Annotated in this window: 17 protein-coding genes; 9 read left to right on the top strand and 8 right to left on the bottom strand. The window is 62.4% G+C overall.

Going from position 1 to position 23,657, the window contains the following annotated elements; genetic code table 11:
- Nucleotides 1–58: 58 nt before the first annotated feature.
- A complete protein-coding gene (gene typA / locus ACODS9_RS20990) occupies nucleotides 59–1,879 on the bottom strand; it encodes a translational GTPase TypA (RefSeq protein ID WP_046853888.1) in 1,821 nt (606 codons plus the stop codon).
- Between the two features lie 127 nt (nucleotides 1,880–2,006).
- Entirely contained in the window at nucleotides 2,007–3,461 is a 1,455-nt protein-coding gene (gene thiI, locus ACODS9_RS20985; protein ID WP_489094673.1) for a tRNA uracil 4-sulfurtransferase ThiI, read from the bottom strand.
- A gap of 394 nt (nucleotides 3,462–3,855) precedes the next feature.
- Here thiI and glnA point away from each other — a divergent pair, with 394 nt between their 5' ends.
- From glnA to ntrC, 4 genes are all read left to right on the top strand, one after another.
- Nucleotides 3,856–5,262: a type I glutamate--ammonia ligase gene (glnA, locus tag ACODS9_RS20980; protein ID WP_023628815.1), complete on the top strand. Its 1,407-nt coding sequence runs from the start codon at nucleotides 3,856–3,858 to the stop codon at nucleotides 5,260–5,262.
- 145 nt (nucleotides 5,263–5,407) lie between these two features.
- Complete coding sequence (aroQ, locus tag ACODS9_RS20975) at nucleotides 5,408–5,950, top strand: gamma subclass chorismate mutase AroQ (protein ID WP_401107397.1); 543 nt, start codon at nucleotides 5,408–5,410, stop codon at nucleotides 5,948–5,950.
- 254 nt (nucleotides 5,951–6,204) lie between these two features.
- A complete protein-coding gene (gene glnL, locus ACODS9_RS20970) occupies nucleotides 6,205–7,290 on the top strand; it encodes a nitrogen regulation protein NR(II) (protein ID WP_489094672.1) in 1,086 nt (361 codons plus the stop codon).
- Nucleotides 7,287–8,723, top strand: coding sequence for a nitrogen regulation protein NR(I) (gene ntrC / locus ACODS9_RS20965; protein WP_046853885.1), 1,437 nt, complete (start codon nucleotides 7,287–7,289; stop codon nucleotides 8,721–8,723). Before glnL ends, ntrC begins: the two co-directional genes overlap by 4 nt.
- 261 nt (nucleotides 8,724–8,984) lie before the next feature.
- On the opposite strand, the gene ACODS9_RS20960 is transcribed toward ntrC, so the two are convergent.
- On the bottom strand, nucleotides 8,985–9,422 hold the full coding sequence (locus ACODS9_RS20960; RefSeq protein WP_401107394.1) for a hypothetical protein: 438 nt from the start codon (nucleotides 9,420–9,422) through the stop codon (nucleotides 8,985–8,987).
- Here ACODS9_RS20960 and trmL point away from each other — a divergent pair.
- Nucleotides 9,421–9,882, top strand: coding sequence for a tRNA (uridine(34)/cytosine(34)/5-carboxymethylaminomethyluridine(34)-2'-O)-methyltransferase TrmL (gene trmL / locus ACODS9_RS20955; protein ID WP_031314454.1), 462 nt, complete (start codon nucleotides 9,421–9,423; stop codon nucleotides 9,880–9,882). The genes ACODS9_RS20960 and trmL overlap by 2 nt on opposite strands.
- Before the next feature lie 84 nt (nucleotides 9,883–9,966).
- On the opposite strand, the gene secB is transcribed toward trmL, so the two are convergent.
- From secB to ACODS9_RS20940, 3 genes are read right to left on the bottom strand one after another with little or no spacing between them, the layout of a single operon-like run.
- Entirely contained in the window at nucleotides 9,967–10,452 is a 486-nt protein-coding gene (gene secB, locus ACODS9_RS20950; protein WP_489094671.1) for a protein-export chaperone SecB, read from the bottom strand.
- Between the two features lie 39 nt (nucleotides 10,453–10,491).
- Nucleotides 10,492–10,746: a glutaredoxin 3 gene (grxC, locus tag ACODS9_RS20945; RefSeq protein ID WP_003249204.1), complete on the bottom strand. Its 255-nt coding sequence runs from the start codon at nucleotides 10,744–10,746 to the stop codon at nucleotides 10,492–10,494.
- A gap of 1 nt (nucleotide 10,747) precedes the next feature.
- On the bottom strand, nucleotides 10,748–11,161 hold the full coding sequence (locus ACODS9_RS20940) for a rhodanese-like domain-containing protein (protein ID WP_023628822.1): 414 nt from the start codon (nucleotides 11,159–11,161) through the stop codon (nucleotides 10,748–10,750).
- 206 nt (nucleotides 11,162–11,367) lie between these two features.
- Between ACODS9_RS20940 and gpmI the strand changes: the two genes are divergently transcribed.
- From gpmI to ACODS9_RS20920, 4 genes are all read left to right on the top strand, one after another.
- Nucleotides 11,368–12,903, top strand: a complete 1,536-nt coding sequence (gene gpmI, locus ACODS9_RS20935; RefSeq protein ID WP_367857736.1) for a 2,3-bisphosphoglycerate-independent phosphoglycerate mutase — start codon at nucleotides 11,368–11,370, stop codon at nucleotides 12,901–12,903.
- A gap of 141 nt (nucleotides 12,904–13,044) precedes the next feature.
- A complete protein-coding gene (locus tag ACODS9_RS20930) occupies nucleotides 13,045–14,346 on the top strand; it encodes a murein hydrolase activator EnvC family protein (RefSeq protein WP_489094670.1) in 1,302 nt (433 codons plus the stop codon).
- An 87-nt stretch (nucleotides 14,347–14,433) separates the two neighbouring features.
- Nucleotides 14,434–15,762 (top strand): S41 family peptidase, encoded by a 1,329-nt coding sequence (locus ACODS9_RS20925; protein WP_489094669.1) that lies wholly within the window; start codon nucleotides 14,434–14,436, stop codon nucleotides 15,760–15,762.
- Nucleotides 15,763–15,770: 8 nt separating this feature from the next.
- Nucleotides 15,771–16,553 carry a divergent polysaccharide deacetylase family protein gene (locus ACODS9_RS20920; protein ID WP_401107385.1) on the top strand — a complete coding sequence of 261 codons (783 nt, stop codon included), beginning with the start codon at nucleotides 15,771–15,773 and terminating at the stop codon, nucleotides 16,551–16,553.
- Here the strand turns inward: ACODS9_RS20920 and ACODS9_RS20915 are convergent.
- Complete coding sequence (locus ACODS9_RS20915) at nucleotides 16,540–21,201, bottom strand: dermonecrotic toxin domain-containing protein (protein WP_489094668.1); 4,662 nt, start codon at nucleotides 21,199–21,201, stop codon at nucleotides 16,540–16,542. The genes ACODS9_RS20920 and ACODS9_RS20915 overlap by 14 nt on opposite strands.
- A 249-nt stretch (nucleotides 21,202–21,450) precedes the next feature.
- A complete protein-coding gene (locus ACODS9_RS20910; RefSeq protein WP_046853879.1) occupies nucleotides 21,451–23,454 on the bottom strand; it encodes a BCCT family transporter in 2,004 nt (667 codons plus the stop codon).
- Between the last annotated feature and the right edge of the window lie 203 nt (nucleotides 23,455–23,657).

Here is a 23,657-nt window from a genome sequence, read left to right as displayed (position 1 = left end):
CAAACAAAAACGCCCCCGGCCTTTCGACCGGGGGCGTTTTCATTCAGCCTGAGCTAACTCAGTTCTTGGCTTTCTTGGCAGCGCGGGTACGCTCGCCTTCGTCCAGGATCTTCTTGCGCAGACGGATCGACTTCGGCGTGACTTCGCACAGCTCGTCGTCCTGGATGAACTCCAGGGCCTGTTCCAGGGTGTGGCGAACCGGCGGTACCAGGGCGATGACTTCGTCCTTGCCCGAAGCACGCATGTTGTCGAGCTTCTTGCCTTTGGTCGGGTTCACGCCCAGGTCGTTGTCGCGGCTGTTCAGGCCGATGATCTGACCGTTGTAGATCTCCTGGCCGTGCTCGACGAACAGCTTGCCGCGCGCCTGCAGGGTTTCCAGCGAGTAGGTCAGTGCCTTGCCGGTCTCGACCGAAACCAGTACGCCGTTCAGGCGGCCGGACATCTGGCCCGACTTCATGGTGTCGTAGCGATCGAAGATCGAGGTCAGGATGCCTGCGCCGTTGGTCAGGGTCAGGAACTGGTTACGGAAACCGATCAGACCACGGGCTGGAATGTTGTATTCCAGGCGAACACGGCCCTTGCCATCCGGCACCATGTTGGTCAGGTCGCCTTTACGCAGACCCATTTCTTCCATGACCTTGCCCTGGGATTCTTCAGGGATGTCGATGGTGACGTTCTCGAACGGCTCCTGCTTGACGCCGTCGACTTCGCGGATGATCACTTCAGGACGGCCTACGGCCATCTCGAAGCCTTCACGGCGCATGGTTTCGATCAGAACGGACAGGTGCAGCTCACCACGGCCCGATACCTTGAACTTGTCAGGGGAATCGGTTTCCTGGACGCGCAGGGCAACGTTGTACAGCAGCTCCTTGTCCAGACGGTCCTTGATGTTACGGCTGGTGACGAACTTGCCTTCCTTGCCGCAGAACGGCGAGTCGTTGACCTGGAAGGTCATCGAGACGGTTGGCTCGTCGACGGTCAGCGGCTTCATCGCTTCTACCGCGTCCGGGGCGCACAGGGTGTCGGAGATGAACAGCTCGTCGAAACCGCTGATGCAGACGATGTCGCCAGCTTGGGCTTCTTCGACGTCGACGCGGTGCAGGCCGTGGTGGCCCATCAGCTTCAGAATACGGCCGTTACGCTTCTTGCCGTCGACATCGATGGCAACAACCGGGGTGTTCGGCTTGATGCGGCCACGGGCGATACGGCCAACACCGATAACACCGAGGAAGCTGTTGTAGTCCAGTGCCGAGATCTGCATCTGGAACGAGCCTTCACGGTCAACGTCCGGCGCCGGTACGTTGTCGACGATCGACTGGTACAGGGCGGTCATGTCTTCGCCCATGGCGGTGTGGTCGAGACCTGCGATGCCGTTCAGGGCCGAGGCGTAGACGACTTTGAAGTCCAGCTGTTCGTCGGTGGCGCCGAGGTTGTCGAACAGGTCGAAGATCTGGTCCAGAACCCAGTCAGGACGCGCGCCCGGACGGTCGACCTTGTTGATCACGACGATTGGCTTGAGGCCAGCTTCGAAGGCCTTCTTGGTCACGAAGCGGGTTTGCGGCATCGGGCCGTCCTGGGCGTCGACCAGCAGCAGCACGGAGTCGACCATCGACATTACACGCTCAACCTCGCCACCGAAGTCGGCGTGGCCGGGGGTGTCGACGATGTTGATGTGGTAGCCGTTCCAGTTGATGGCGGTGTTCTTCGCCAGAATGGTAATGCCGCGCTCTTTTTCCTGGTCGTTGGAGTCCATGACGCGCTCGTCGTTGAGCTCGTTACGCTCCAGGGTGCCGGACTGGCGCAGGAGTTTGTCGACCAGGGTGGTTTTACCATGGTCAACGTGGGCGATGATGGCGATGTTACGCAGATTTTCGATCACAACTGTATCTCGATCAGAGGATTCGGTTGCCGCCAGTGTAGGCGGCCAATATGTACGGTTTACGGCTCAGCGGGCCCGGTGGTCGGGAGGGCGATGGCGGATGCTGCCGCCATACAGCCCTGGCGTCTTATGTCGGACGATAAACACGCACATTGGCATGTCCCTCACTGAGCAGGTGGTGTGCGTGCAGACGGCTCATCACACCCTTGTCGCAATACAGCAAGTACTGGCGCGTGGGGTCCAGGTGCTTGAACTTGCTGTTGATGGCGTAGAACGGCATGGCCTGGACTTCGATGCCTTCCAGCACCAGAGGTTCGTCTTCCTGGGCGTCGGGGTGACGAATGTCGATGACGATCTGGCCTGGCAGCGCTTGGGCCACTTCCTCGATTTCGATGTCCTTGCCCAGCTCGTCGATCACATGGTCGATGGAGATGAACTTGGCACGCTCCAGGGCGCGCTCCAGCACGGCCATGTCGAACTGCTTTTCTTCGTGCTCCATGCGGTGACGCTTGGCATGGGTAGTCGGGTTCACCGAGATCACGCCGCAATATTCGGGCATGTGCTTGGCGAAGTCGGCGGTACCGATTTCGGTCGCCTGGTCGATGATGTCCTGCTTGTGGCTGGCCAGCAGCGGGCGCAGCACCAGCTTGTCGGTGGCCGAGTCGATGATCGACAGGTTCGGCAAGGTCTGGCTCGACACCTGGGAGATCGCCTCGCCGGTGACCAGCGCGTCGATCTGCAGACGGTCGGCCATGTGCGCGGCGCCGCGCAGCATCATGCGCTTGAGGGTGACGCCCATGTAGCTGTTGTCGACCTTGTTGAGAATCTCGCCGACCACTTCCTCGAACGGCACGCTGATGAACAGCACGCGCTGGCTGCTGCCGTACTTCTTCCACAGGTAGTGGGCCACTTCCATCACGCCCAGCTCGTGGGCACGGCCACCGAGGTTGAAGAAGCAGAAATGGGTCATCAGGCCGCGACGCATCATCTGGTAGGCCGCCACGGTGGAGTCGAAGCCACCGGACATCAGTACCAGCGTCTGCTCCAGGGCGCCCAACGGGTAGCCGCCGATGCCGTTGTGCTGGTTGTGGATCACGTACAGGCGCTGGTCGCGGATCTCCATGCGCACCACGACTTCTGGCGTCTTCAAGTCGATGCCAGCTGCGCCGCACTGCTGGCGCAGCTGGCTGCCGACGTAGCGGTCGACGTCCATCGAGGTGAAGTCGTGGTGACCGCCGCGCTTGCAGCGTACCGAGAAGCGCTTGCCGGCCAGCAGGTGGCCGAAGTGGTGCTTGCACTTGGCGACGATGTCGTCGAAATCGCCCAGTGCATACTCCTCGACCTGCAGGAAGTGGGTGATACCCGGCGTGCAGGTCAGGCGCTCGATCATTTCGCGCTGGATCTTTTCGTCCTCGACGCGGGTGACCACCTCGAGATTATCCCAGACACCATCAACCGCGAGCTCCGGATCAAGGTCCTTGAGCACGTTGCGGATGTTCTTGGCGAGCTGGCGGATGAAGCGCTTGCGCACCGGCCGGCTCTTGATGGTGATTTCTGGGAAGACTTTGACGATAAGTTTCATTGGTTTAACAGCGCGCCCAGGGCCTACCGAAAATGAGGGGCGCGAATTATAGCGGAAATTGCTCAGCTTTTGACCAACTTTTGTACAGGAGGTTGGATTTATCGCGCACGCACCCGGGGGAGCGGGTTTGCCCCGCGATGAGGCCACCACTCACGCATGCATCATAATGGTGCATGCCCCATGAAAAGCGCATCTTATGGGTGCACACCTTGTCAGCGCCGCCTTGGCAAATGCCCGCCAACGCCCTCTTTTATCCCACCCTCGCCATTTTCGGGCACTGGCATGCAATTTGCTCCCTTGTGAGGCAGGTAAGCTTGGCCGACTATCCGCGCCCAGCGACACCCTTATTTCCAGGGCAGCGGCCAACTGCGCCCTAGACCATCCGGAGGACAACATGTCGAAGTCGGTTCAACTCATCAAAGATCATGACGTCAAGTGGATTGATCTGCGTTTCACGGACACCAAGGGCATTCAGCATCACGTGACCATGCCGGCGCGCGATGGCCTGGACGAAGACTTCTTCGAAGTCGGCAAGATGTTCGACGGCTCCTCCATCGCTGGCTGGAAAGGCATCGAAGCCTCCGACATGATCCTGATGCCGGTTGACGAAACCGCCGTGCTGGACCCGTTCACCGAAGAACCGACCCTGATCATCACCTGCGACATCGTCGACCCGTCGAGCATGCAGGGCTACGATCGTGACCCGCGCGGCATCGCCAAGCGCGCCGAAGAGTACCTGAAGAGCACCGGCATCGGTGACACCGTGTTCGCAGGCCCAGAGCCTGAGTTCTTCATCTTCGACGAAGTGAAGTTCCACTCGGACATCTCCGGCTCGATGTTCAAGATCTTCTCCGAGCAAGGCTCGTGGATGACCGGCGCTGACGTGGAAGGCGGCAACAAAGGCCACCGTCCGGGCGTGAAAGGCGGCTACTTCCCGGTTCCGCCGTTCGACCACGACCACGAAATCCGCACCGCCATGTGCAACGCCCTGGAAGAAATGGGCCAGACCGTCGAAGTTCACCACCACGAAGTGGCGACTGCCGGCCAGAACGAAATCGGCGTCAAGTTCAACACCCTGGTGAAGAAAGCTGACGAAGTACAGGCCCTGAAATACGTCGTGCACAACGTTGCCGACGCCTATGGCCGTACCGCCACCTTCATGCCCAAGCCTCTGTACGGCGACAACGGCTCGGGCATGCACGTGCACATGTCGATCTGGAAAGACGGCAAGAACACCTTCTCCGGCGAAGGCTATGCCGGCCTGTCCGATACCGCCCTGTACTTCATCGGCGGCATCATCAAGCACGGCAAGGCCCTGAACGGCTTCACCAACCCGTCGACCAACTCCTACAAGCGTCTGGTCCCAGGTTTCGAAGCCCCGGTAATGCTGGCCTACTCGGCGCGCAACCGTTCCGCCTCGATCCGTATTCCTTACGTCGGCAGCCCGAAAGCCCGCCGTATCGAAGCACGCTTCCCGGACCCGTCGGCCAACCCGTACCTGGCCTTCGCGGCCCTGCTGATGGCAGGCCTGGACGGCATCCAGAACAAGATCCACCCAGGCGATGCCGCCGACAAGAACCTGTACGACCTGCCGCCTGAAGAGGCCAAGGAAATCCCGCAAGTCTGTGGCAGCCTGAAGGAAGCCCTGGAAGAGCTGGACAAAGGCCGTGCGTTCCTGACCAAGGGCGGCGTGTTCTCCGACGACTTCATCGATGCCTTCATCGAGCTGAAGAGCGAAGAAGAGATCAAGGTCCGCACCTTCGTGCACCCGCTGGAATACGAGCTGTACTACAGCTGCTGATCTGATCGGCGCCTCGCGTCGGTGACATCAGGACGGCCTCCCTCGGGAGGCCGTTTCTTTTTCATACCCTCATCATCGGACAACACCTATTAGCCGCCGCAACGCCAAAGGCGAAACTCGAGGCTTCATTCCCAAGGAGATCGCCATGCGTGCCACCACCCTCGCCCTGACCTGCTGCTTCGCCCTATCCGGTTGTGCCTCCTCACCGAGCATCACGCCTACCCTGGATCAGTTGCTTGCCACCATCGATCGGCGCCTGGACCTGGCCGAAGCTGTCGCCCTGCACAAGTGGGATCACCAGCAACCCGTGCAGGCCAGCGCCCGCGAGCACCAGGTATTGGTCAGCGCACGCCAGGCCGCCGTCGCCCACCACTTGGATCCGGCACGCGTCGAGGCCTTTTTTGCCGACCAGATCGAAGCCAACAAGCTCCTGCAGTACCACCTGCTCGACACCTGGCATCGCGCCCGACAGGCGCCAGCCCTTCCACGCCGCGACCTGGCCAACGAAGTGCGCCCTGAACTGGACCTGCTGCAGGAACAGCTGCTGAGCGCCCTCGCCCGTTTTGACCAGACCCCGCCGAGCCAATGCGCCAACCACTTGGCCGACGCCCTGCAACAACGCACCCAGGACACGACCCGCCACCTCGCCCTGGTTCGCGCCAGCGCCCAGCTGTGCAAATTGCGCTGACCACCCTATGCTCCATATTGGTGCATGCCTTGGCGACACGCCCCATCATGCAACCCAATTTGGTTCACAAGAATCGATAAACCAGGGCTTTCTGGCTCGAATTCGCGCAGTTCCAGGTCTTTATCCGGGATTTCCGCTTCTTTTCGGAGCCTTGGTTTGGTTCTTGCATTTTCACTGCATCCAGCACTATCCCGTGCGCGCCCCGGGCCCGAGCCGTTGGGCGCCACTGTGCCAAAAGAGGTCAACGACACCTTATGACCATCAGCGATGCACAGCACCGTCTGCTTCTGGACAACCTGACCACGGCCACGCTCCTGCTCAATGCCGAACTGCGCCTGGAGTACATGAATCCAGCCGCGGAAATGCTCCTGGCTGTCAGTGGCCAGCGCAGCCATGGCCAGTTCATCAGCGAGCTGTTCACCGAATCGGCCGAGGCACTCAACTCGCTGCGCCAGGCGGTGGAACAGGCGCACCCGTTCACCAAGCGCGAAGCCCAGGTGACCTCGCTGACCGGCCAGAGCATCACCGTCGACTACGCCGTCACGCCCATCCTGCACCAAGGCCAGACCCTGCTGCTGCTGGAGGTGCACCCGCGTGACCGCCTGCTGCGCATCACCAAGGAGGAGGCCCAGCTGAGCAAGCAGGAGACCACCAAGATGCTGGTGCGTGGCCTTGCCCACGAGATCAAGAACCCCCTCGGCGGCATTCGCGGCGCGGCGCAGCTGCTGGCCCGCGAGCTGCCCGAGGATGGCCTGCGCGATTACACCAATGTGATCATCGAAGAGGCCGACCGCCTGCGTAACCTGGTCGACCGCATGCTCGGATCGAACAAGCTGCCGTCGTTGTCCATGACCAACATCCACGAAGTACTCGAGCGGGTATGCAGCCTGGTCGAGGCGGAGAGCCAGGGCGGCATCACCCTGGTGCGCGATTACGACCCAAGCCTGCCGGACGTACTGATCGACCGTGAGCAGATGATCCAGGCCGTACTCAACATCGTGCGCAACGCCATGCAGGCCATCGCCGGGCAGAACGAACTGCGCCTGGGCCGTATCACCCTGCGCAGCCGCGCCGTGCGCCAGTTCACCATCGGCCATGTGCGCCACCGCCTGGTGGCGCGGATCGAGATCATCGACAACGGCCCCGGCATCCCCGCGGAACTGCAGGACACTCTCTTCTATCCCATGGTCAGCGGCCGCCCGGACGGCACCGGGCTGGGCCTGGCCATCACCCAGAACATCATCAGCCAGCACCAGGGCCTGATCGAGTGTGAAAGCCACGCGGGCCACACCACCTTCTCGATCTACCTGCCCCTGGAACAAGGAGCCACCGCCCCATGAGCCGAAGTGAAACCGTCTGGATCGTCGATGATGATCGTTCCATCCGCTGGGTCCTGGAAAAGGCCCTGCAGCAGGAAGGCATGACCACCCAGAGCTTCGACAGCGCCGATGGTGTCATGGGCCGCCTGGCCCGCCAGCAACCGGACGTGATCATCTCGGATATCCGCATGCCCGGCGCCAGCGGTCTCGACCTGCTCGCCCAGATCCGCGACCAGCACCCTGGGCTGCCGGTGATCATCATGACCGCCCATTCCGACCTGGACAGCGCCGTGGCCTCTTACCAGGGCGGCGCCTTCGAGTACCTGCCCAAGCCGTTCGATGTCGACGAAGCAGTGTCGCTGGTCAAACGCGCCAACCAGCACGCCCAGGAGCAACAGGCCCTGGAAGTGCCCCAGGCGCTGGCCCGCACCCCGGAGATCATCGGCGAGGCACCGGCGATGCAGGAGGTGTTCCGTGCCATCGGCCGCCTCAGCCATTCCAACATCACCGTGCTGATCAATGGTGAGTCGGGTACCGGCAAAGAGCTGGTGGCCCATGCCCTGCATCGCCACAGCCCGCGTGCGGCATCGCCGTTCATTGCCCTGAACATGGCGGCGATCCCCAAGGACCTGATGGAGTCCGAACTGTTCGGCCATGAAAAGGGCGCCTTCACCGGCGCCGCCAACCTGCGTCGCGGGCGTTTCGAGCAGGCCGACGGCGGCACGCTGTTCCTCGACGAGATCGGCGACATGCCCGCCGATACCCAGACCCGCCTGCTGCGAGTGCTGGCCGACGGCGAGTTCTACCGGGTCGGCGGCCATGTGCCGGTGAAGGTGGATGTGCGCATCATCGCCGCCACCCACCAGAACCTCGAGTCCCTGGTACAGGCCGGCAAGTTTCGTGAGGACCTGTTCCACCGCCTCAACGTGATCCGCATCCATATCCCGCGCCTGGCCGACCGGCGCGAGGACATCCCGGCGCTGGCCCGCCACTTCCTCGGCCGCGCCGCCCAGGAGTTGGCGGTGGAGCCCAAGCTGCTCAAGCCCGAGACCGAAGCGTTCATCCGCAACCTGCCCTGGCCGGGCAACGTGCGCCAACTGGAGAACACCTGCCGCTGGATCACCGTGATGGCCTCCAGCCGCGAAGTGCTGGTCGGCGACCTGCCGCCAGAGCTGCTCAACCTGCCCCAGGACGCCGCGCCGGTGACCAACTGGGAACAGGCCCTGCGCCAGTGGGCCGACCAGGCCCTTGCCCGCGGCCAGACCAACCTGCTGGACAGCGCCGTGCCCAGTTTCGAGCGGATCATGATCGAAACCGCGCTCAAGCACACCGCTGGGCGACGTCGCGATGCGGCGCTGTTGTTGGGCTGGGGGCGCAATACCCTGACGCGCAAGATCAAGGAGCTGGGGATGAATGTCGCCGGAGGGGATGAGGACGAGGCGGAAGAGCACTGAGTCCAAACGTTGCAACGAATCGCGGGGCCAGCCCGCTCCCACGCTATTGATGTCGTGGGAGCGGGCTGGCCCCACGAACGGTGCATGCACCGATTACGTGCCCCTTGCACCGTGACAAGGCAAATAATCCACCAAGACCGCTTTAGATACCGGCTAACCCCCTGTTTTTCCACACCGATAAAACTGGCACGACACCTGCAATAACCCAGACATCTCCAGTTTCGGGGACCCTGGTACAGGCAGGCCGGGATATCCCCTCTTTTATTCGTGCAGCCTGACCTGCACCCGCCAACGCCCCGCCTCCTGCGCGCCGGCCCATTCGCCGCGCAGGGGGCGCGCAGCGACCAGCGTCAACAGCAAGCCTTCCTCGCTCTTCTGCAAGCGCCAGCTCACCGGCTTGCCCTGCAACATCAACTGGCCCCGCGCGGCCTTGCCCTCGGCCTGGAACACCACGGCCACGGTACCCTCGACATTCTCGCCATGCAGTTGCGGCTCTTCGTTGAACCACAGGTCTAGCCCGCCCTGCACCACCTCGACCTGCTCCAGCACCCGCTCCTCGGGCGCCGTCAGCCGGCCGATCATCAGGCCCACGAGCATGCCGAAGATCGCCAGCGACAGCAGCACCCGCGGCCAGGCCTTCGAACGCGGGTCGGGTTCGGGGGTAGAATGCTCGTCATCTTCACGCTTGGAGCCGTGCATGTTTCACGTCATCCTTTTTCAACCAGAAATTCCGCCGAATACCGGCAACATCATCCGCCTGTGCGCCAACAGCGGCTGCGCCCTGCACCTGATCGAGCCCATCAGCTTCGAACTGGACGACAAGCGCCTGCGCCGCGCGGGGCTGGACTACCACGAGTATGCCACGCTACAGCGCCACCAAAGCCTGGCCGAATGCCTGGAAAGCCTGAATCAGCCTCGGTTGTTCGCGTTCACCACCAAAGGCTCGCATCCGTTCCATGAGGTCGAGTACCAGCCCGGTGACGCCTTCCTGTTCGGGCCCGAGAGTCGTGGCCTGCCGGCCGAGGTGCTGGACAGCCTGCCTGCCGAACAACGCCTGCGCCTGCCGATGCGGCCGGGGTGCCGGAGCTTGAACCTGTCCAATACCGTGGCCGTGACGGTGTACGAGGCGTGGCGCCAGCAGGGGTTTGCCGGAAGCTGATGCGCTTGCCGCTCGGGCCCGATCACCAGCAAGAGACATGAAAAAGGCGACCACGAAGGTCGCCTTTTGCTTTACCGGCAGAAATTACTGCACGGTCGGCACTTCACCGGCTTCCTGCATGCGCTGCATCTCTTGCGCGTACAGGGCGTCGAAGTTGACCGGCGACAGCATCAGCGCCGGGAACGAACCACGGGTCACCAGGCTGTCCAGGGTCTCGCGGGCGTACGGGAACAGGATGTTCGGGCAGAACGCGCCGAGGGTGTGGCTCATCGAAGCGGCATCGAGGTTGGCGATCAGGAAGATGCCGGCCTGTTGCACTTCGGCGATGAAGGCCACTTCGTCACCGTTCTTGACGGTCACCGACAGGGTCAGCACCACTTCGTGGAAGTCGCCTTCCAGAGCTTTCTGGCGGGTGTTCAGGTCCAGCGATACGCTCGGCTCCCACTGCTGGCGGAAGATCTGCGGGCTTTTCGGGGCCTCGAACGACAGATCGCGCACGTAGATGCGCTGCAGGGAGAATTGTGGTGCGATTTCTTCAGCACCAGCGCCGTTGTTCTGTTGGTCAGTCATGGCAGATCCTTTTCCTAATGTTCTTGAATGCAGTGCGAATCAGGCCGCCAGCAGCGCGTCGAGCTTGCCCGCGCGCTCCAGGGCATAGAGGTCATCGCATCCACCGACGTGCGTGCTGCCGATCCAGATCTGCGGCACCGAGGTACGGCCGGCCTTCTGGCTCATTTCGGCGCGAACCTGAGGTTTGCCGTCGACCTTGATCTCCTCGAACGCCACGCCCTTGCTCTCGAGCAGGTACTTGGCGCGCATGCAGTAGGGGCAGTAGTCGCTGGAATAGACGATGACGGGCTTCATATCACTTCACCAGGGGCAGGTTATCGGCTTTCCAGCTGGAAACGCCACCGCTGAGCTTGGCGGCGGTGTAACCAGCCTTGAGCAGTTCGCGGCACAGGGTACCGGACTGCTGGCCCATCGCGTCGACGACGATCAGGGTCTTGTCTTTGTGTTTTTCCAGCTCGGTCATGCGGCCGGCCACTTTGTCCTGCGGCATGCTCAGCGCGCCGACGATATGCCCGGCCGAGTATTCCTTGGCAGTACGGATATCGATCACCACGGCCTTGTCGGCGTTGACCAGGGCGGTCAGCTGGCCGTTGCTCAGGCTCTGGCCGCCACGGCGGACTTCATTGACCAGCAGCAGGACCAGCAGGACGACGAAAATGGCCACCAGGATGAAGTGATCTGTCGCGAATTGAATCAGGTGAGCAACCATCAGGGGTGTTCCAGGCGATTGAAAATGGCGGCCAGTATACACAGCCCCCCATGACCGCCAAAGCCCACCGGGCTGGCGGCAAACACGCCTTCATGTTGCATGCCTGACCGCGCTGGTCGGGCAATGGGAGGAATATTCGCCGTCGCTGGCGGATTTGCCCTAAAATGCGTGTCTTTATCATCTTTGAACAACCGTGAGTTTGATTGATGACGAGTACGCCTAAACCCCTGGTCCTGATCATCCTGGATGGCTTCGGTCACAGCGAAAGCCCCGAATACAACGCCATCTTCGCCGCCAATACTCCGGTCTACGACCGCCTGCGCGCCACCCAGCCGCACGGTCTGATCTCCGGCTCCGGCATGGACGTGGGGCTGCCCGACGGGCAGATGGGCAACTCGGAAGTCGGTCACATGAACCTCGGTGCCGGCCGCGTGGTGTATCAGGACTTCACCCGGGTGACCAAGGCCATCCGCGACGGCGAGTTCTTCGAGAACCCAGTGCTCGTCGGTGCCGTGGAAAAAGCCGCCAGCGCCGGCAAGGCCGTGCATATCCTCGGCCTGCTCTCCGACGGTGGCGTGCACAGCCACCAGGACCACCTGATCGCCATGGCCGAGCTGGCCGCGCAGCGTGGCGCCGAGAAGATCTACCTGCATGCCTTCCTTGACGGCCGCGACACGCCGCCGCGCAGCGCGCAATCGTCCATCGAACTGCTCGACGCCACCTTCGCCAAGCTCGGCAAGGGCCGCATCGCCAGCCTGATCGGCCGCTACTACGCGATGGACCGCGACAACCGCTGGGACCGCGTCAGCGCCGCCTACAACCTGATCGTCGACAGCGCCGCCGAATTCACCGCAGCGACCGCCGTGGCCGGCCTTGAAGCCGCCTACGCCCGCGACGAGAGCGACGAGTTCGTCAAGGCCACGCGCATCGGCGAGGCGGTCAAGGTCGAAGACGGCGACGCCGTGATCTTCATGAACTTCCGTGCCGACCGCGCCCGCGAGCTGTCCCGCGTGTTCGTCGAGCCCGATTTCAATGAATTCCCGCGCGCGCGCCTGCCCAAGCTGGCGGCCTACATCGGCCTGACCCAGTACTCGGCGAAGATCCCGGCCCCGGCGGCTTTCGCCCCGGCCAGCCTGAACAACGTGCTCGGCGAGTACCTGGCGAAGAACGGCAAGACCCAGCTGCGCATTGCCGAAACCGAGAAGTACGCCCACGTCACTTTCTTCTTCTCGGGCGGGCGCGAAGAGCCGTTCGAAGGCGAAGAACGCATCCTGATCCCGTCGCCGAAGGTCGCCACCTACGACCTGCAGCCGGAAATGAGCGCCCCTGAAGTCACCGATCGTATCGTCGAGGCCATCGAGCAGCAGCGTTATGACGTGATCGTGGTCAACTACGCCAACGGCGACATGGTCGGCCACACCGGCGTGTTCGATGCCGCGGTCAAGGCCGTGGAGGCGCTGGATGGCTGCGTCGGCCGTATCGTCGAGGCGCTGGACAAGGTCGGCGGCGAAGCCCTGATCACCGCCGACCATGGCAACGTCGAGCAGATGGAAGACGAGTGCACCGGCCAGGCGCACACCGCCCACACCACCGAGCCGGTGCCATTCATCTATGTCGGCAAGCGCCACGTGAAAGTCCGTGACGGCGGTGTGCTGGCAGACGTGGCGCCGACCATGCTCGAGCTGCTGGGCCTGGAAAAACCGGCGGAGATGACCGGCACCTCGATCCTGATCGACGCTTGATCGATGTAGTGGGGCTGCCTTGCGGCCCCCAAAACAGTTGAATTCCAGACCAACGCCCCGCCGCACACGCCGCTGGGCGTTTTTTTTGCACGCCTGCGCGGGCATACTAGGCCAGTCTCCATCCCTGGTACGCCCAACCCCATGCTCCGCGCCCTGTTCCTACTCGCCCTGTCATGTCTGCTTGCCCCGGCCTTCGCTGCCGATGAGCGCGCGCAGACCCAACAACAGCTGGACGCCACCCGCCAGGACATCGCCGAGCTGAAAAAGATGCTGGGCAAGCTCCAGGAGGAGAAGTCCGGCGTGCAGAAAGACCTCAAGGCCACCGAGACCGATATCGGCAAACTCGAAAAACAGGTGGAGGCACTGCAGCAAGAACTAAAAAAGACCGAGGGCGAGCTGGAGCGCCTTGACCACGAGAAAAAAAAACTCCAGAGCGCCCGCGTTGAACAACAACGCCTGATTGCCATCCAGGCCCGTTCGGCCTACCAGAACAACGGTCGCGAGGAATACCTCAAGCTGCTGCTGAACCAGCAGAATCCCGAGAAGTTCGCCCGCACCCTCACCTATTACGACTATCTCAGCAAAGCGCGCATGGACCAGTTGCGCACCTTCAACGAGACCTTGCGCCAGTTGGCCAACGTCGAGCAGGACATCGCCGGCCACCAGCAACAGTTGCTGGCACAGCGTGCCGAGCTCGACACTCAGCGCCAGGCCCTGGTCGCAGAACGCGACAAGCGCCAGCAAGTACTGGCCAAGCTCAGCAGCGACATGAAGGAACGCGACCAGAAACTGCAGAGCCGCGAGCAGGACCAGGCCGATCTGGGCAAGGTACTCAAGACCATCGAGGAAACCCTCGCTCGCCAGGCTCGCGAGGCCGAAGAGGCCCGCCAGCGGGCCCTGCTGGCCAAACAGGAAGAAGAGCAGCGCCGCAAGGCGCAGGCCCTGGCCGCCGCGACCCGCAAGCAGGAGCCCGAGGAAGCCCCGAAAAAGGCCCGGACTACCCTCGGCCCGGTGGTTTCCAGCGACACGGCCAGCTATGGCGGCGCATTTTCTTCGGCACGGGGAAAACTTCCATGGCCGGTCAATGGTCGATTGCTGGCACGCTTCGGTGACACCCGCGGCGGTGATGCGCGGGCCAAGTGGGACGGGGTGATGATCAGCGCCAGCGCGGGCACCCAGGTGCGCGCCGTGCATGGCGGGCGGGTGGTGTTCGCCGACTGGTTGCGCGGCGCTGGACTTCTGGTCATTCTCGACCATGGCAATGGCTACCTGAGCCTGTACGGCCACAACCAGAGCCTGCTCAAGAGCGCCGGCGACATCGTCAAGGCCGGCGAAGCCATCTCCACGGTCGGCGACAGTGGCGGCCAGGACAGCGCCGGCCTGTACTTCGCGATTCGCCAGCAGGGCCAGCCCACCGACCCCGCGCAATGGTGTCGCGGTTAGTTAGTGCTACTTTTACGGCGCCGCCCACGAAACGGCGACGCCGATGCTCCCAGCGGGAGCACCAACAGGATCAGGAGTTCGTTCGACATGCTGCACTCGCCTCGCCTCACCCAGCTGGCCCTGACCATCGCCCTGGTCATCGGCGCGCCCCTGGCCGTTGCCGCCGAACCGGCCAAGCCAGCGGCCAAGCAGGCCGCGGTGCCGGCCACCGAGGTGACCGCCAAGGCGCCCCTGCCGCTGGAAGAGCTGCGCACCTTCGCCGAGGTCATGGACCGCATCAAGGCGGCCTATGTGGAACCTGTCGACGACAAGACCCTGCTGGAAAACGCCATCAAGGGCATGCTCAGCAACCTTGACCCGCACTCGGCCTACCTCGGCCCCGAAGACTTCCAGGAGCTGCAGGAAAGCACCAGCGGCGAGTTCGGCGGCCTGGGGATTGAGGTCGGCATGGAGGACGGCTTCGTCAAGGTGGTCTCGCCCATCGACGACACCCCGGCTTCCCGCGCCGGCATCGAGGCCGGTGACCTGATCGTCAAGATCAACGGCGCGCCAACCCGTGGCCAGACCATGACCGAGGCCGTGGACAAGATGCGCGGCAAGATCGGCGAGAAGATCACCCTCACCCTGGTGCGCGACGGCGGCACGCCGTTCGACGTGACGCTGGCCCGCGCGGTGATCCAGGTCAAGAGCGTCAAGAGCCAGTTGCTGGAGAACGACTACGGTTACATCCGCATCACCCAGTTCCAGGTCAAGACCGGCGACGAGGTGGGCAAGGCCCTGGCCAAGCTGCGCAAGGACAACGGCAAGAAGCTGCGCGGCGTGGTTCTCGACCTGCGCAACAACCCCGGCGGCGTGCTGCAGTCGGCGGTCGAAGTGGCCGACCACTTCCTCACCAAGGGCCTGATCGTCTACACCAAGGGCCGCATCGCCAACTCCGAGCTGCGCTACTCCGCCGACCCGACCGATGCCAGCGAAGGCGTGCCACTGGTGGTATTGATCAACGGCGGCAGCGCCTCGGCTTCGGAGATCGTCGCCGGCGCCCTGCAGGACCAGAAACGCGCCGTACTGATGGGTACCGACAGCTTCGGCAAGGGCTCGGTGCAGACCGTGCTTCCACTGGCCAACGACCGCGCCCTGAAGCTCACCACCGCGCTGTACTTCACCCCCAATGGCCGCTCGATCCAGGCCCAGGGCATCGTCCCGGACATCGAAGTGCGCCCGGCCAAGCTGACCGCCGAAGCCGACAACGACAACTTCAAGGAAGCCGACCTGCAGGGCCACCTGGGCAACGGCAACGGCGGCGCCGACCGACCGACCGGCAGTGCCAAGCGCAAGGATCGCCCGCAGGACAACGACTTCCAGCTCAGCCAGGCCCTCAGCCTGCTCAAGGGCCTGAACATCACCAAGGGTGACTGATACCCACCATGCGTTATCTGCTGTCCCTGCTGTTCTGCCTGCTGGCCGGCGTCGCGCAAGCGGCCCCGGCCAAGGCCTACATGAGCATCATCATCGACGACCTGGGCCAGAGCAGCGAACGCGACAGCCGTACGCTCGCCCTGCCCGGCCCGGTGACCATGGCGATCATGCCCGACACCCCGCACGCCACCGACTTCGCCCGCCAGGCCCACAAGGCCGGGCGCACGGTGATCCTGCACATGCCCATGGACCCTGCCACCGGGCCCTACGCCTGGCATCCAGGCGTCGCCCTCGACGAACTGGCCCGGCGCCTGGATGCCGCCCTGGCCAAGGTGCCCTACGCCGCCGGCATCAACAACCACATGGGCAGCCGCATGACCGCCCAGCGCGAGCCCATGGCCTGGTTGATGGGTGAACTGCAACGCCGCCATCTGTTCTTCGTCGACAGCCGCACCAGCGCGGCGACGGTGGCGGCGGCAGAGGCCCAGGCGCTGGGGTTGGCACACCTCTCGCGGGATGTTTTTCTTGACGACGTACGAACGACCGAAGCCATTGCCGGGCAATTGCGTCTTGGTATCGAAGTGGCCCGCAAGCAGGGTTCGGCGGTGCTGATTGGGCACCCTTACCCGCAGACCCTGAGCGTCCTGGCACAAGAGATTCCCCGGCTCAAGAGCCAGGGGATCGAGTTGATCAGCCTGCGACAGATGATCGCCGAACGCGGTAACCAGGCCATGCCCGCCCACGGCAGGCAAGGCCGCTACACGAATGCGAGCCCTGTCAGAAAGGAATGATCCCCTGTGCCTCGGCAAGGCTGAGCGGACCATAGTGCACTCGCTTGCCTGGCACGACCTCACTTGCGGCCCCCAAGCCCCGGTTGGATTCGAATCGCTGGGCCCAGAGCTTCAGGTGGCCCCGCGTGAACTCCGTGGACAAGGCATCAGCACTGGCCAAGTGGAAATGGGCGGCCCAGAGTGCTTTCCCCTTGTGCTCTCCCGCTTTTTTCAAGCGCGTGACCTTGTACTCGTCAAACGCACTACCATCAGCCATGGTTCGTCGAGGGCCGATGTACTCAACCTTGATCAGTTGCCGCTCATGCAGGTAGCGCAGGGCTTCGGCGGACGGATAGCAAGTTCGGGTATAAAGTTCGGTCAAGTACTGCTCCCTGCCAGCCTGCAACTCGCTGCGCCCCGCATTCAGCATGTCGAGCGCGTCCTCATCACCTTGCGACAACTGCGCCTCGATCGCCCGAAGCCGTGCCAGGGGTTCGTCGAACAACCGAGCCAGGCGCAAGCCACCGAGGTCTCGTTCCAAATAGCGTACAGCTTGCGCAAGAATGACCTTGTTGAACGCCAGTACCGACTTCACTCTGTCCAGAGCACTCGCTGACGGTGCCTGCGAGACCGGTTCCAGTGGTGCTTCATCGACACGCTCGACCCAGCGGCCATCTTGCAGGTCGAATCGCTGCACTACTGCGTTGCTGAGCGGATCACGCACGACAAGCGTCTTATGCCCATCCTCCTGCATTTCAGAGGCGATAACGGTAATACCTTCGCTGTTGCGGATCGCGTGCTGGATATCGGTAGAAATTCGATATGCGCCAGGAGCCACCGTGGAGTCCGGCCGCGCTTCCAAAGCGTTACGGGCCTCGATCAAGCGCTGCCCCGCATCTGCCTTCAACAACTGCATGTGCGCCCGGTAACGCTTGAGCATGTCAGGCTCGACCAGACGTCCGCCTTGCGCCGCAATCAACTCGCTGTTGAGTATCGCCGCAGAGTACTCGTCCCAGGCTTCCTGCAAGATGGTGATCCGATCGGCGGGCTCGAGGTTCGCCGTGATCGATTCACCATGGGCATTAGCCGAACTCTGGAGCGTCTTGCCGGCGAGGTCTGCCCGATACCTCGACAATTGCGCCTGACCGCTAGGCGAGTCCAGATGCAGGGCCAAGTCCGCCAGGTTCAGCACATGATGAAAACGTAGATCTTCAGTGGTGAATGGCCTCTGCTCGACGATCTGAGCCACTGATCGAGACTCCCCCCCACCACTGATCAGCAAATCGGGAGCCGCGCCAGCGAGCAGGGCATCGAGTTCGGCACTGGCGAGCAACATACGCTCCTGCAGTCCCACGACATTCTCCAAAGACTGCCTGAAAAACTGGTACTGCGCTTTGGCTTCAAATGGGTTCCTCGTCCCCAAATCATCTGCCAGTTCCTTGAGACGGGGATAGTCCGCCAGCCGCCACAGCTCATTGAGAACGAAATCATTATTGGAGATCAAAGCGCAGCGCAATGAAGCTCGCTCTTCGCCAAGTAGTGGCTCGGTGCCTGGCATGCGGTTGAGGCCATACTTGGGCTCCAGCATCCGCTCGAGCAGCGGCAGTTTCTCATTCCCCAACCGGATGACCGTCTCGACCGTTGCGACCGACTCCAGGCGCTTGGCCTTCACTGTCGATTCAAGGCTGATCATCCTGGCTTCGTACCGCTCGATCATCGCGTCATCGGCACTTTCCTTCGCGGCTTCGGTTCGCTTGAGCAACGCCAACTGCTCAAGCTGACCAGCCATCCGCATGACCTCCTGCCCCTGTACCTTGAATGCTGCCGCAGCCTGCTCGGCCCTAACAGTAAGCTCGTCAGCCACATGTCTTGTCGACGCCCACTCTTCATCCAGTCTCGCCCTTAACGATTGCCGTGGCATACCTGCCCGCAAACGCAGCCCCGAATCGACGCGCCACGCCCCTTGCTCCAGAGATAGCCATGGGCCCAACGAGCCCTTCGCATCCACGACCCGCACACCCACGTCCGCAATAACAACTTCGTAGCTGTCGTCGCCAAGCAGCACATAGTACTTTGCGCCTACCTGATAGGCCCCTTTGCCTTGGCCACTCTCCAAGGGGGCCAGGCCATCGAGCAGAAGTGCTGCACGCATCGCCCTGAGGGCAATGCGCTGAGAGGGCAGCAAGCCGTTGAATCCCTGGTTGCCACGCCATGAGAAGTCGAGCTGACGCTCCTGCATGCTGCCAAGTCCTCCCTGCCCGCCCACTTTTCCCTGGCGCGGTACGACACTGACCAGTTGCCTGGCTGCACCACGCCGGGGAGGCCCTTCGAAATGCTCAACATCCGGCAGCCGGCCTGGATTGAGTGCAGCGCGCGCTGGCTGGCGCAGATGCGCCAGTGCCATGCCGAGCGTGAGAAGGACATCCACACTGGCGGCCGACCGATCGAAATCGTCGCCATCGGCAATGGCCCGCAGATCGCTCTCAAGGCCGGAGACGCTTTGCACCAGCCAAGCGAAGGAAGCGATCGGCCCTCTGAGAAAGAGTGTTGCCGTGTTGAACAGCAACCAGGCCCCTTCCAGCAACATCAACCAGCGATTTTCAGCATTGGAAGTCGAACGCAGATCCGCCAATTCCACCAGCAAGTCGCGGTTAGCGGCGTAGAGTTTCTCATCCACATTGGTTTCCCATAACCTGATCGCCAGGCTGGCAGGTGCCGGAGCCTCGAAGTTCAGGAATGGGTCGACACCAATACTGAGGATATGCGGCTCGGCAAAACCACCGTTGTCGTAGATGGGCCGGACGTGCTGTGGCAACCAGTCCAGAATGCTCTGCTGCAACGTGGTGTCCTGGCAAATCGCCTCGACCAGCGCCTGCTCACTGGCAAATGCCCGGACCGCATCTCGTCCATACAGCGGCCTGTAGAGCACCAGGACGGATGGCGCGCTGCCGAGTAGCACATACATACCGGAAACAATGTCATGAACCGTGGAGTCCGGACGACGCTTGAAGGCCAGAGGCACCAGAAACGTGGCTGGATTCAAGTCATCCAGATAACCTCGACAATAATCTGTGACACATTGCAGCGCACCGGCGCCCAAACGACCATCCAGCTTGGCCTGTAGCGCCGCGAACAAAAGGCCTATACGCCATTCCCGGGAAAATCGCTCGACCCTCGTCGGGCGTTCCTGGCGTTCATCCAGCCGCTCGGCCACATACTTGGGATAACGCCCACCAATGTCGACGCGGGCCACCAGGTGCCTGACATAGTCCGAGTCCAACCAACGAGGTAATGGACCGCTCCCACTGCAAGAGATATCGGTGATGATCGCTCCCCCGAGCGAGGCGAGATTGCCAATGGCAAATTCCGTCAATGTCTTGCTACCTGCCCGAACCAGAGGTTCACCGCCTCCCGCCCCCACACCGGCGCCACCCGGTACTCCTGCGGCGATCTTGAGTTCCAGCAGGATGTCGTCCGGAGCCGGGCTATCCTGCGGATGCGCCTGGCGCATATCTGCGCTGAGTCGCTCCGTCGTGTAGCTGTTCAGATCCTCAATACCATCAAGCGCCCCAAAGCCCTGTGACTCGAGCTGATACAGGGAAAGCGTGAAAAGTGCTTCTTGCCAGGCAAAGCTGTCATCGGCCTTGGCCGTAACCAGTCCCGGCGGCGGTACCGGCGCCACATCCTGATCGATGAAATAGCCACTGTAGAAGACTTGCGAGGGGTCACTCAGGCGTCGGAACAGCTGTTCCAACGCCTGTACATCCTCAATACGCGAGTAACGCAGCGCACTGATCCGCTCCAGCATTGCATCCAGCAACAGTGCGCTTTGCTGGGCAAACACATTGCCTTCAAGGCAATAGCGATCCCATGTCATTTCATCGAACCGATAGCGCTCTGCGAGATCGTCTCGCAGTGCCAATGCGAAGTTTTCCAACGAATCGAAGGCCCTGACCACACTGGATGGCGCGCACCACAGCACCACCAGCCGCTCGTCCCATTCACCGGTTACCAGCAGGTACTCCTGCATGAGCTGGAACGACTGGCCTCCCGCGGTCAGCGTCACCTGTACTGCAAACACCGATGGGCCAGGCTCCCCCAACAGCAACCCGCGTACACATGCCTGCTGCTGGGTATCCAACCCCTGAAGCGGCAAATTGCGCAGGAGCGCCTGTTTCAACAGCAACTGGAACCAACGGTCGCGGCTGACACCCTCCTCGTCACAGGATCGCCAGAACGCCACCTGCGCCTCGGCGAAGTATCCGGGAAGCTGCTCTATCAGTTCGTTGAGCGATTCGCTAAGGCCCGCCAAGGCTCGGGTGTCCAGATCGCTGGTGGCCCCAGCGAAGCGGTGTGGCCCGGCAAGCCCCAGATTGTAGGTCCGCTGGGCAAGCGGCTCGATGTCCATGGGCTCGCCTTGGGCCATGCACTTGAGCAGCGCATCGACCAGAGGCCGAGTGGTCCACCAGGCTGTCCCCGGCTCCGGTGAGTCGAGCGTCAGCGAATCAGCGGATGTCAGCGGTGGCTGCACGGCCTCGAGGTAGGGGAGTTGTTTCAGCAACAATCGCAGCAGTTGCTGGCTCGCGACCGCCCGCAGGGTAGGCCGATCGGCGAAATGGCTGGCGGCAGCGGCCAAAAAGTCGAAAGGCGAGGTTTCTAGAGTCGACATGAAGATGTGCCCTCAACGGATGGGGCACAAGGATGAAAGACTGACTGACCTACCAGGCGCTAACTAATACTGCCAACGACAAAGGACGGCTACAGAATGCTGCCATACCGGCAATATGTGCTCATACACTGCGATTTGCCGTTGAAGTTTTGCAGTCAGGCAGAAGATGTCGTCAGGCCACATTGCCTCCCTGAAAACAAAAAGGGCCCGGTTCTCATGAACCGGGCCCTTGCCTGAGATCAGCCGTTATCAGCTGTACACACGCCCCAGCAACTGGCGGTGGCTTTCGAACTGATCAAGCACATCACGCACGATCTGCTCGCGGGTGAAGCCCATCAGGTCGTACTCCTGGCTGCCGTCGTGCAGGTACACCTCGGCACGGTAGAAGCGCTGCTGCACTTCCGGCTCGCCCTCGACCGGCGCCTCGCTCGGCGCGGCCAGGTAGCCATCCAGGCTGGCTTCGTAGACGAAGGGGTTGCCCTCTTCCATCATCACTCGCAGGCCCATCATGTTGCGCGACTGACCTACCCGGGTCTCGACCTCGAAGCCCAGGGTACGCAGTTGCTCGGCGGCTTCTTTCAGCGCCGGGCTGACCTGTTTGTCCATGAACCGTTGCACCACGGCCTGGGTCGGCTGCAGGTCCAGCTGGCTGAGACGCTCGCTGAAACCGCGACGGCCACGGGCGGCCAGTTCGGCGCGCTCGCTCTCGACCGCGACGTCCTGCTTCATGGCCTTCATCAGACCGAACATGAACAGCACCAGGACCACCGAGAACGGCAGGCCGGCCAGTACCACCATGGTCTGCATGGCTTCGAAGTTACCGGCGAACAGCAGGCCGATGGTGACCAGGGTGATGACCACCGACCAGAACACCACCATCCAGTGCGGGGCGTCTTCGTCGACCTTGCCGCCTTTGCACGACAGGTTGGCCATCATCACCGCGCCGGAGTCGGCCGGGGTGAGGAACAGCACGAAGCCGACGAACACTGCCAGGCCGATGACGATCTTGGCGGCCGGGAAGAATTCCAGCAGTTGGTAGATAGACATCGATGGCTGTTCGAGCGCGGTCTTGCCCAGTTCCACCGCCCCCTGGTTGATCACCAGGTCCAGCGCGGTGTTACCGAAGATCGACAACCAGGCCAGAGTGAAGCCCAGCGGGATCAGCAGCACGCCGCTGACCAGCTGGCGCACGGTCCGGCCCTTGGAGATACGGGCGATGAACATGCCGACGAACGGGCCCCAGGAGATCCACCAGGCCCAATAGAACACGGTCCACAGGCCCAGCCAGCGCTCGGACTTGTCGTTGTCGCCTTCATAGACATAGAGGTCGAAGGTCTTCAGCACGACACCGTTGAGGTAGTCACCGACGTTCTGCACGAAGCCGTTGAGCAGGTGCAGGGTATTGCCGGCCAGCAGCACGAAGATCAGCAGGCCGCTGAACAGCAGGATGTTCAGGTTGGACAGACGGCGGATACCGTTCTCCACGCCCGACACCGCGGCCACGGTGGCAACGCCGGCCATGACCAGGATCACCACCAGCAGGTTGGTCTTGCTGTGGTCCATGCCGAACAGGTATTCCAGGCCCGAGGCCACCTGCATCGAGCCGATACCCAGGTTGGTCACCAGGCCCAGCAGGGTGACGAACATGCCGAAGATGTCCACGGCATGGCCAGCGCCGCCCTTGACCCAACGCTCGCCGACCAGCGGGTACAGCGCCGAGCGCAGTGCCAGCGGCTGGTTGTGGCGGTAGGCGAAGTAGCCCACGGCAAGGCCGACCAGGGCGTAGATCGCCCAGCCGTGCAGGCCCCAGTGCAGGAAGGTCAGCTGCAGGCCCTGGCGCGCGGCCTCGAGGCTGGCAGGCGTACCTTCCGGCGGGTTGAAGTAGTGATCAAGCGGCTCGGAAGCGCCGAAGTACAGCAGCGAGATACCGATACCGGAGGAGAACAGCATGCCGGCCCAGGCGCCGTAGCTGAAGTCCGGGGTGTCGTCCTTGCCGCCCAGCTTGAGCTTGCCGAAGTCGGAGAAGGCCAGGTAGACGACAAACAGCAGGTAACCACAGATGACCAGCATGTAGTACCAGCCAAAGGTGCGGGTCAGCCATTTCTGGGCGACGCCCAGCACCTGGCCAGCGGCTTCGGGTACAGCGATCAGCAAGGCAGTCAGAACGAGGATCATCAGCGCCGAGGTGTAGAACACCACGCGATTGACCCGTACCCGCTCGGCGGGGGGCTTTGTCAGGGAGGCAGAACTCATTGCACGAATGCTCCGGGCAGTGCGGCAGTGGAGGCTAAACAGTTATTTCCCACGCAATTGGTGCAATAGCCCTACTGCGACAGGTGTTATAAAAGCACCCTGGAAACCGTGATCCCGAATAGGAACGTTGCAAAAAAATCAGACCGGTCGGCTGTGGAAAAACCTGCCCTCCATAAGGAGGTGCGCGCATTCGCCACAGACAC

Source organism: Pseudomonas sp. FG36 (genome assembly GCF_057809275.1).
The sequence above is the reverse complement of the archived record's forward strand: the minus strand, read 5'-3'. Positions and strand labels throughout refer to the sequence as shown.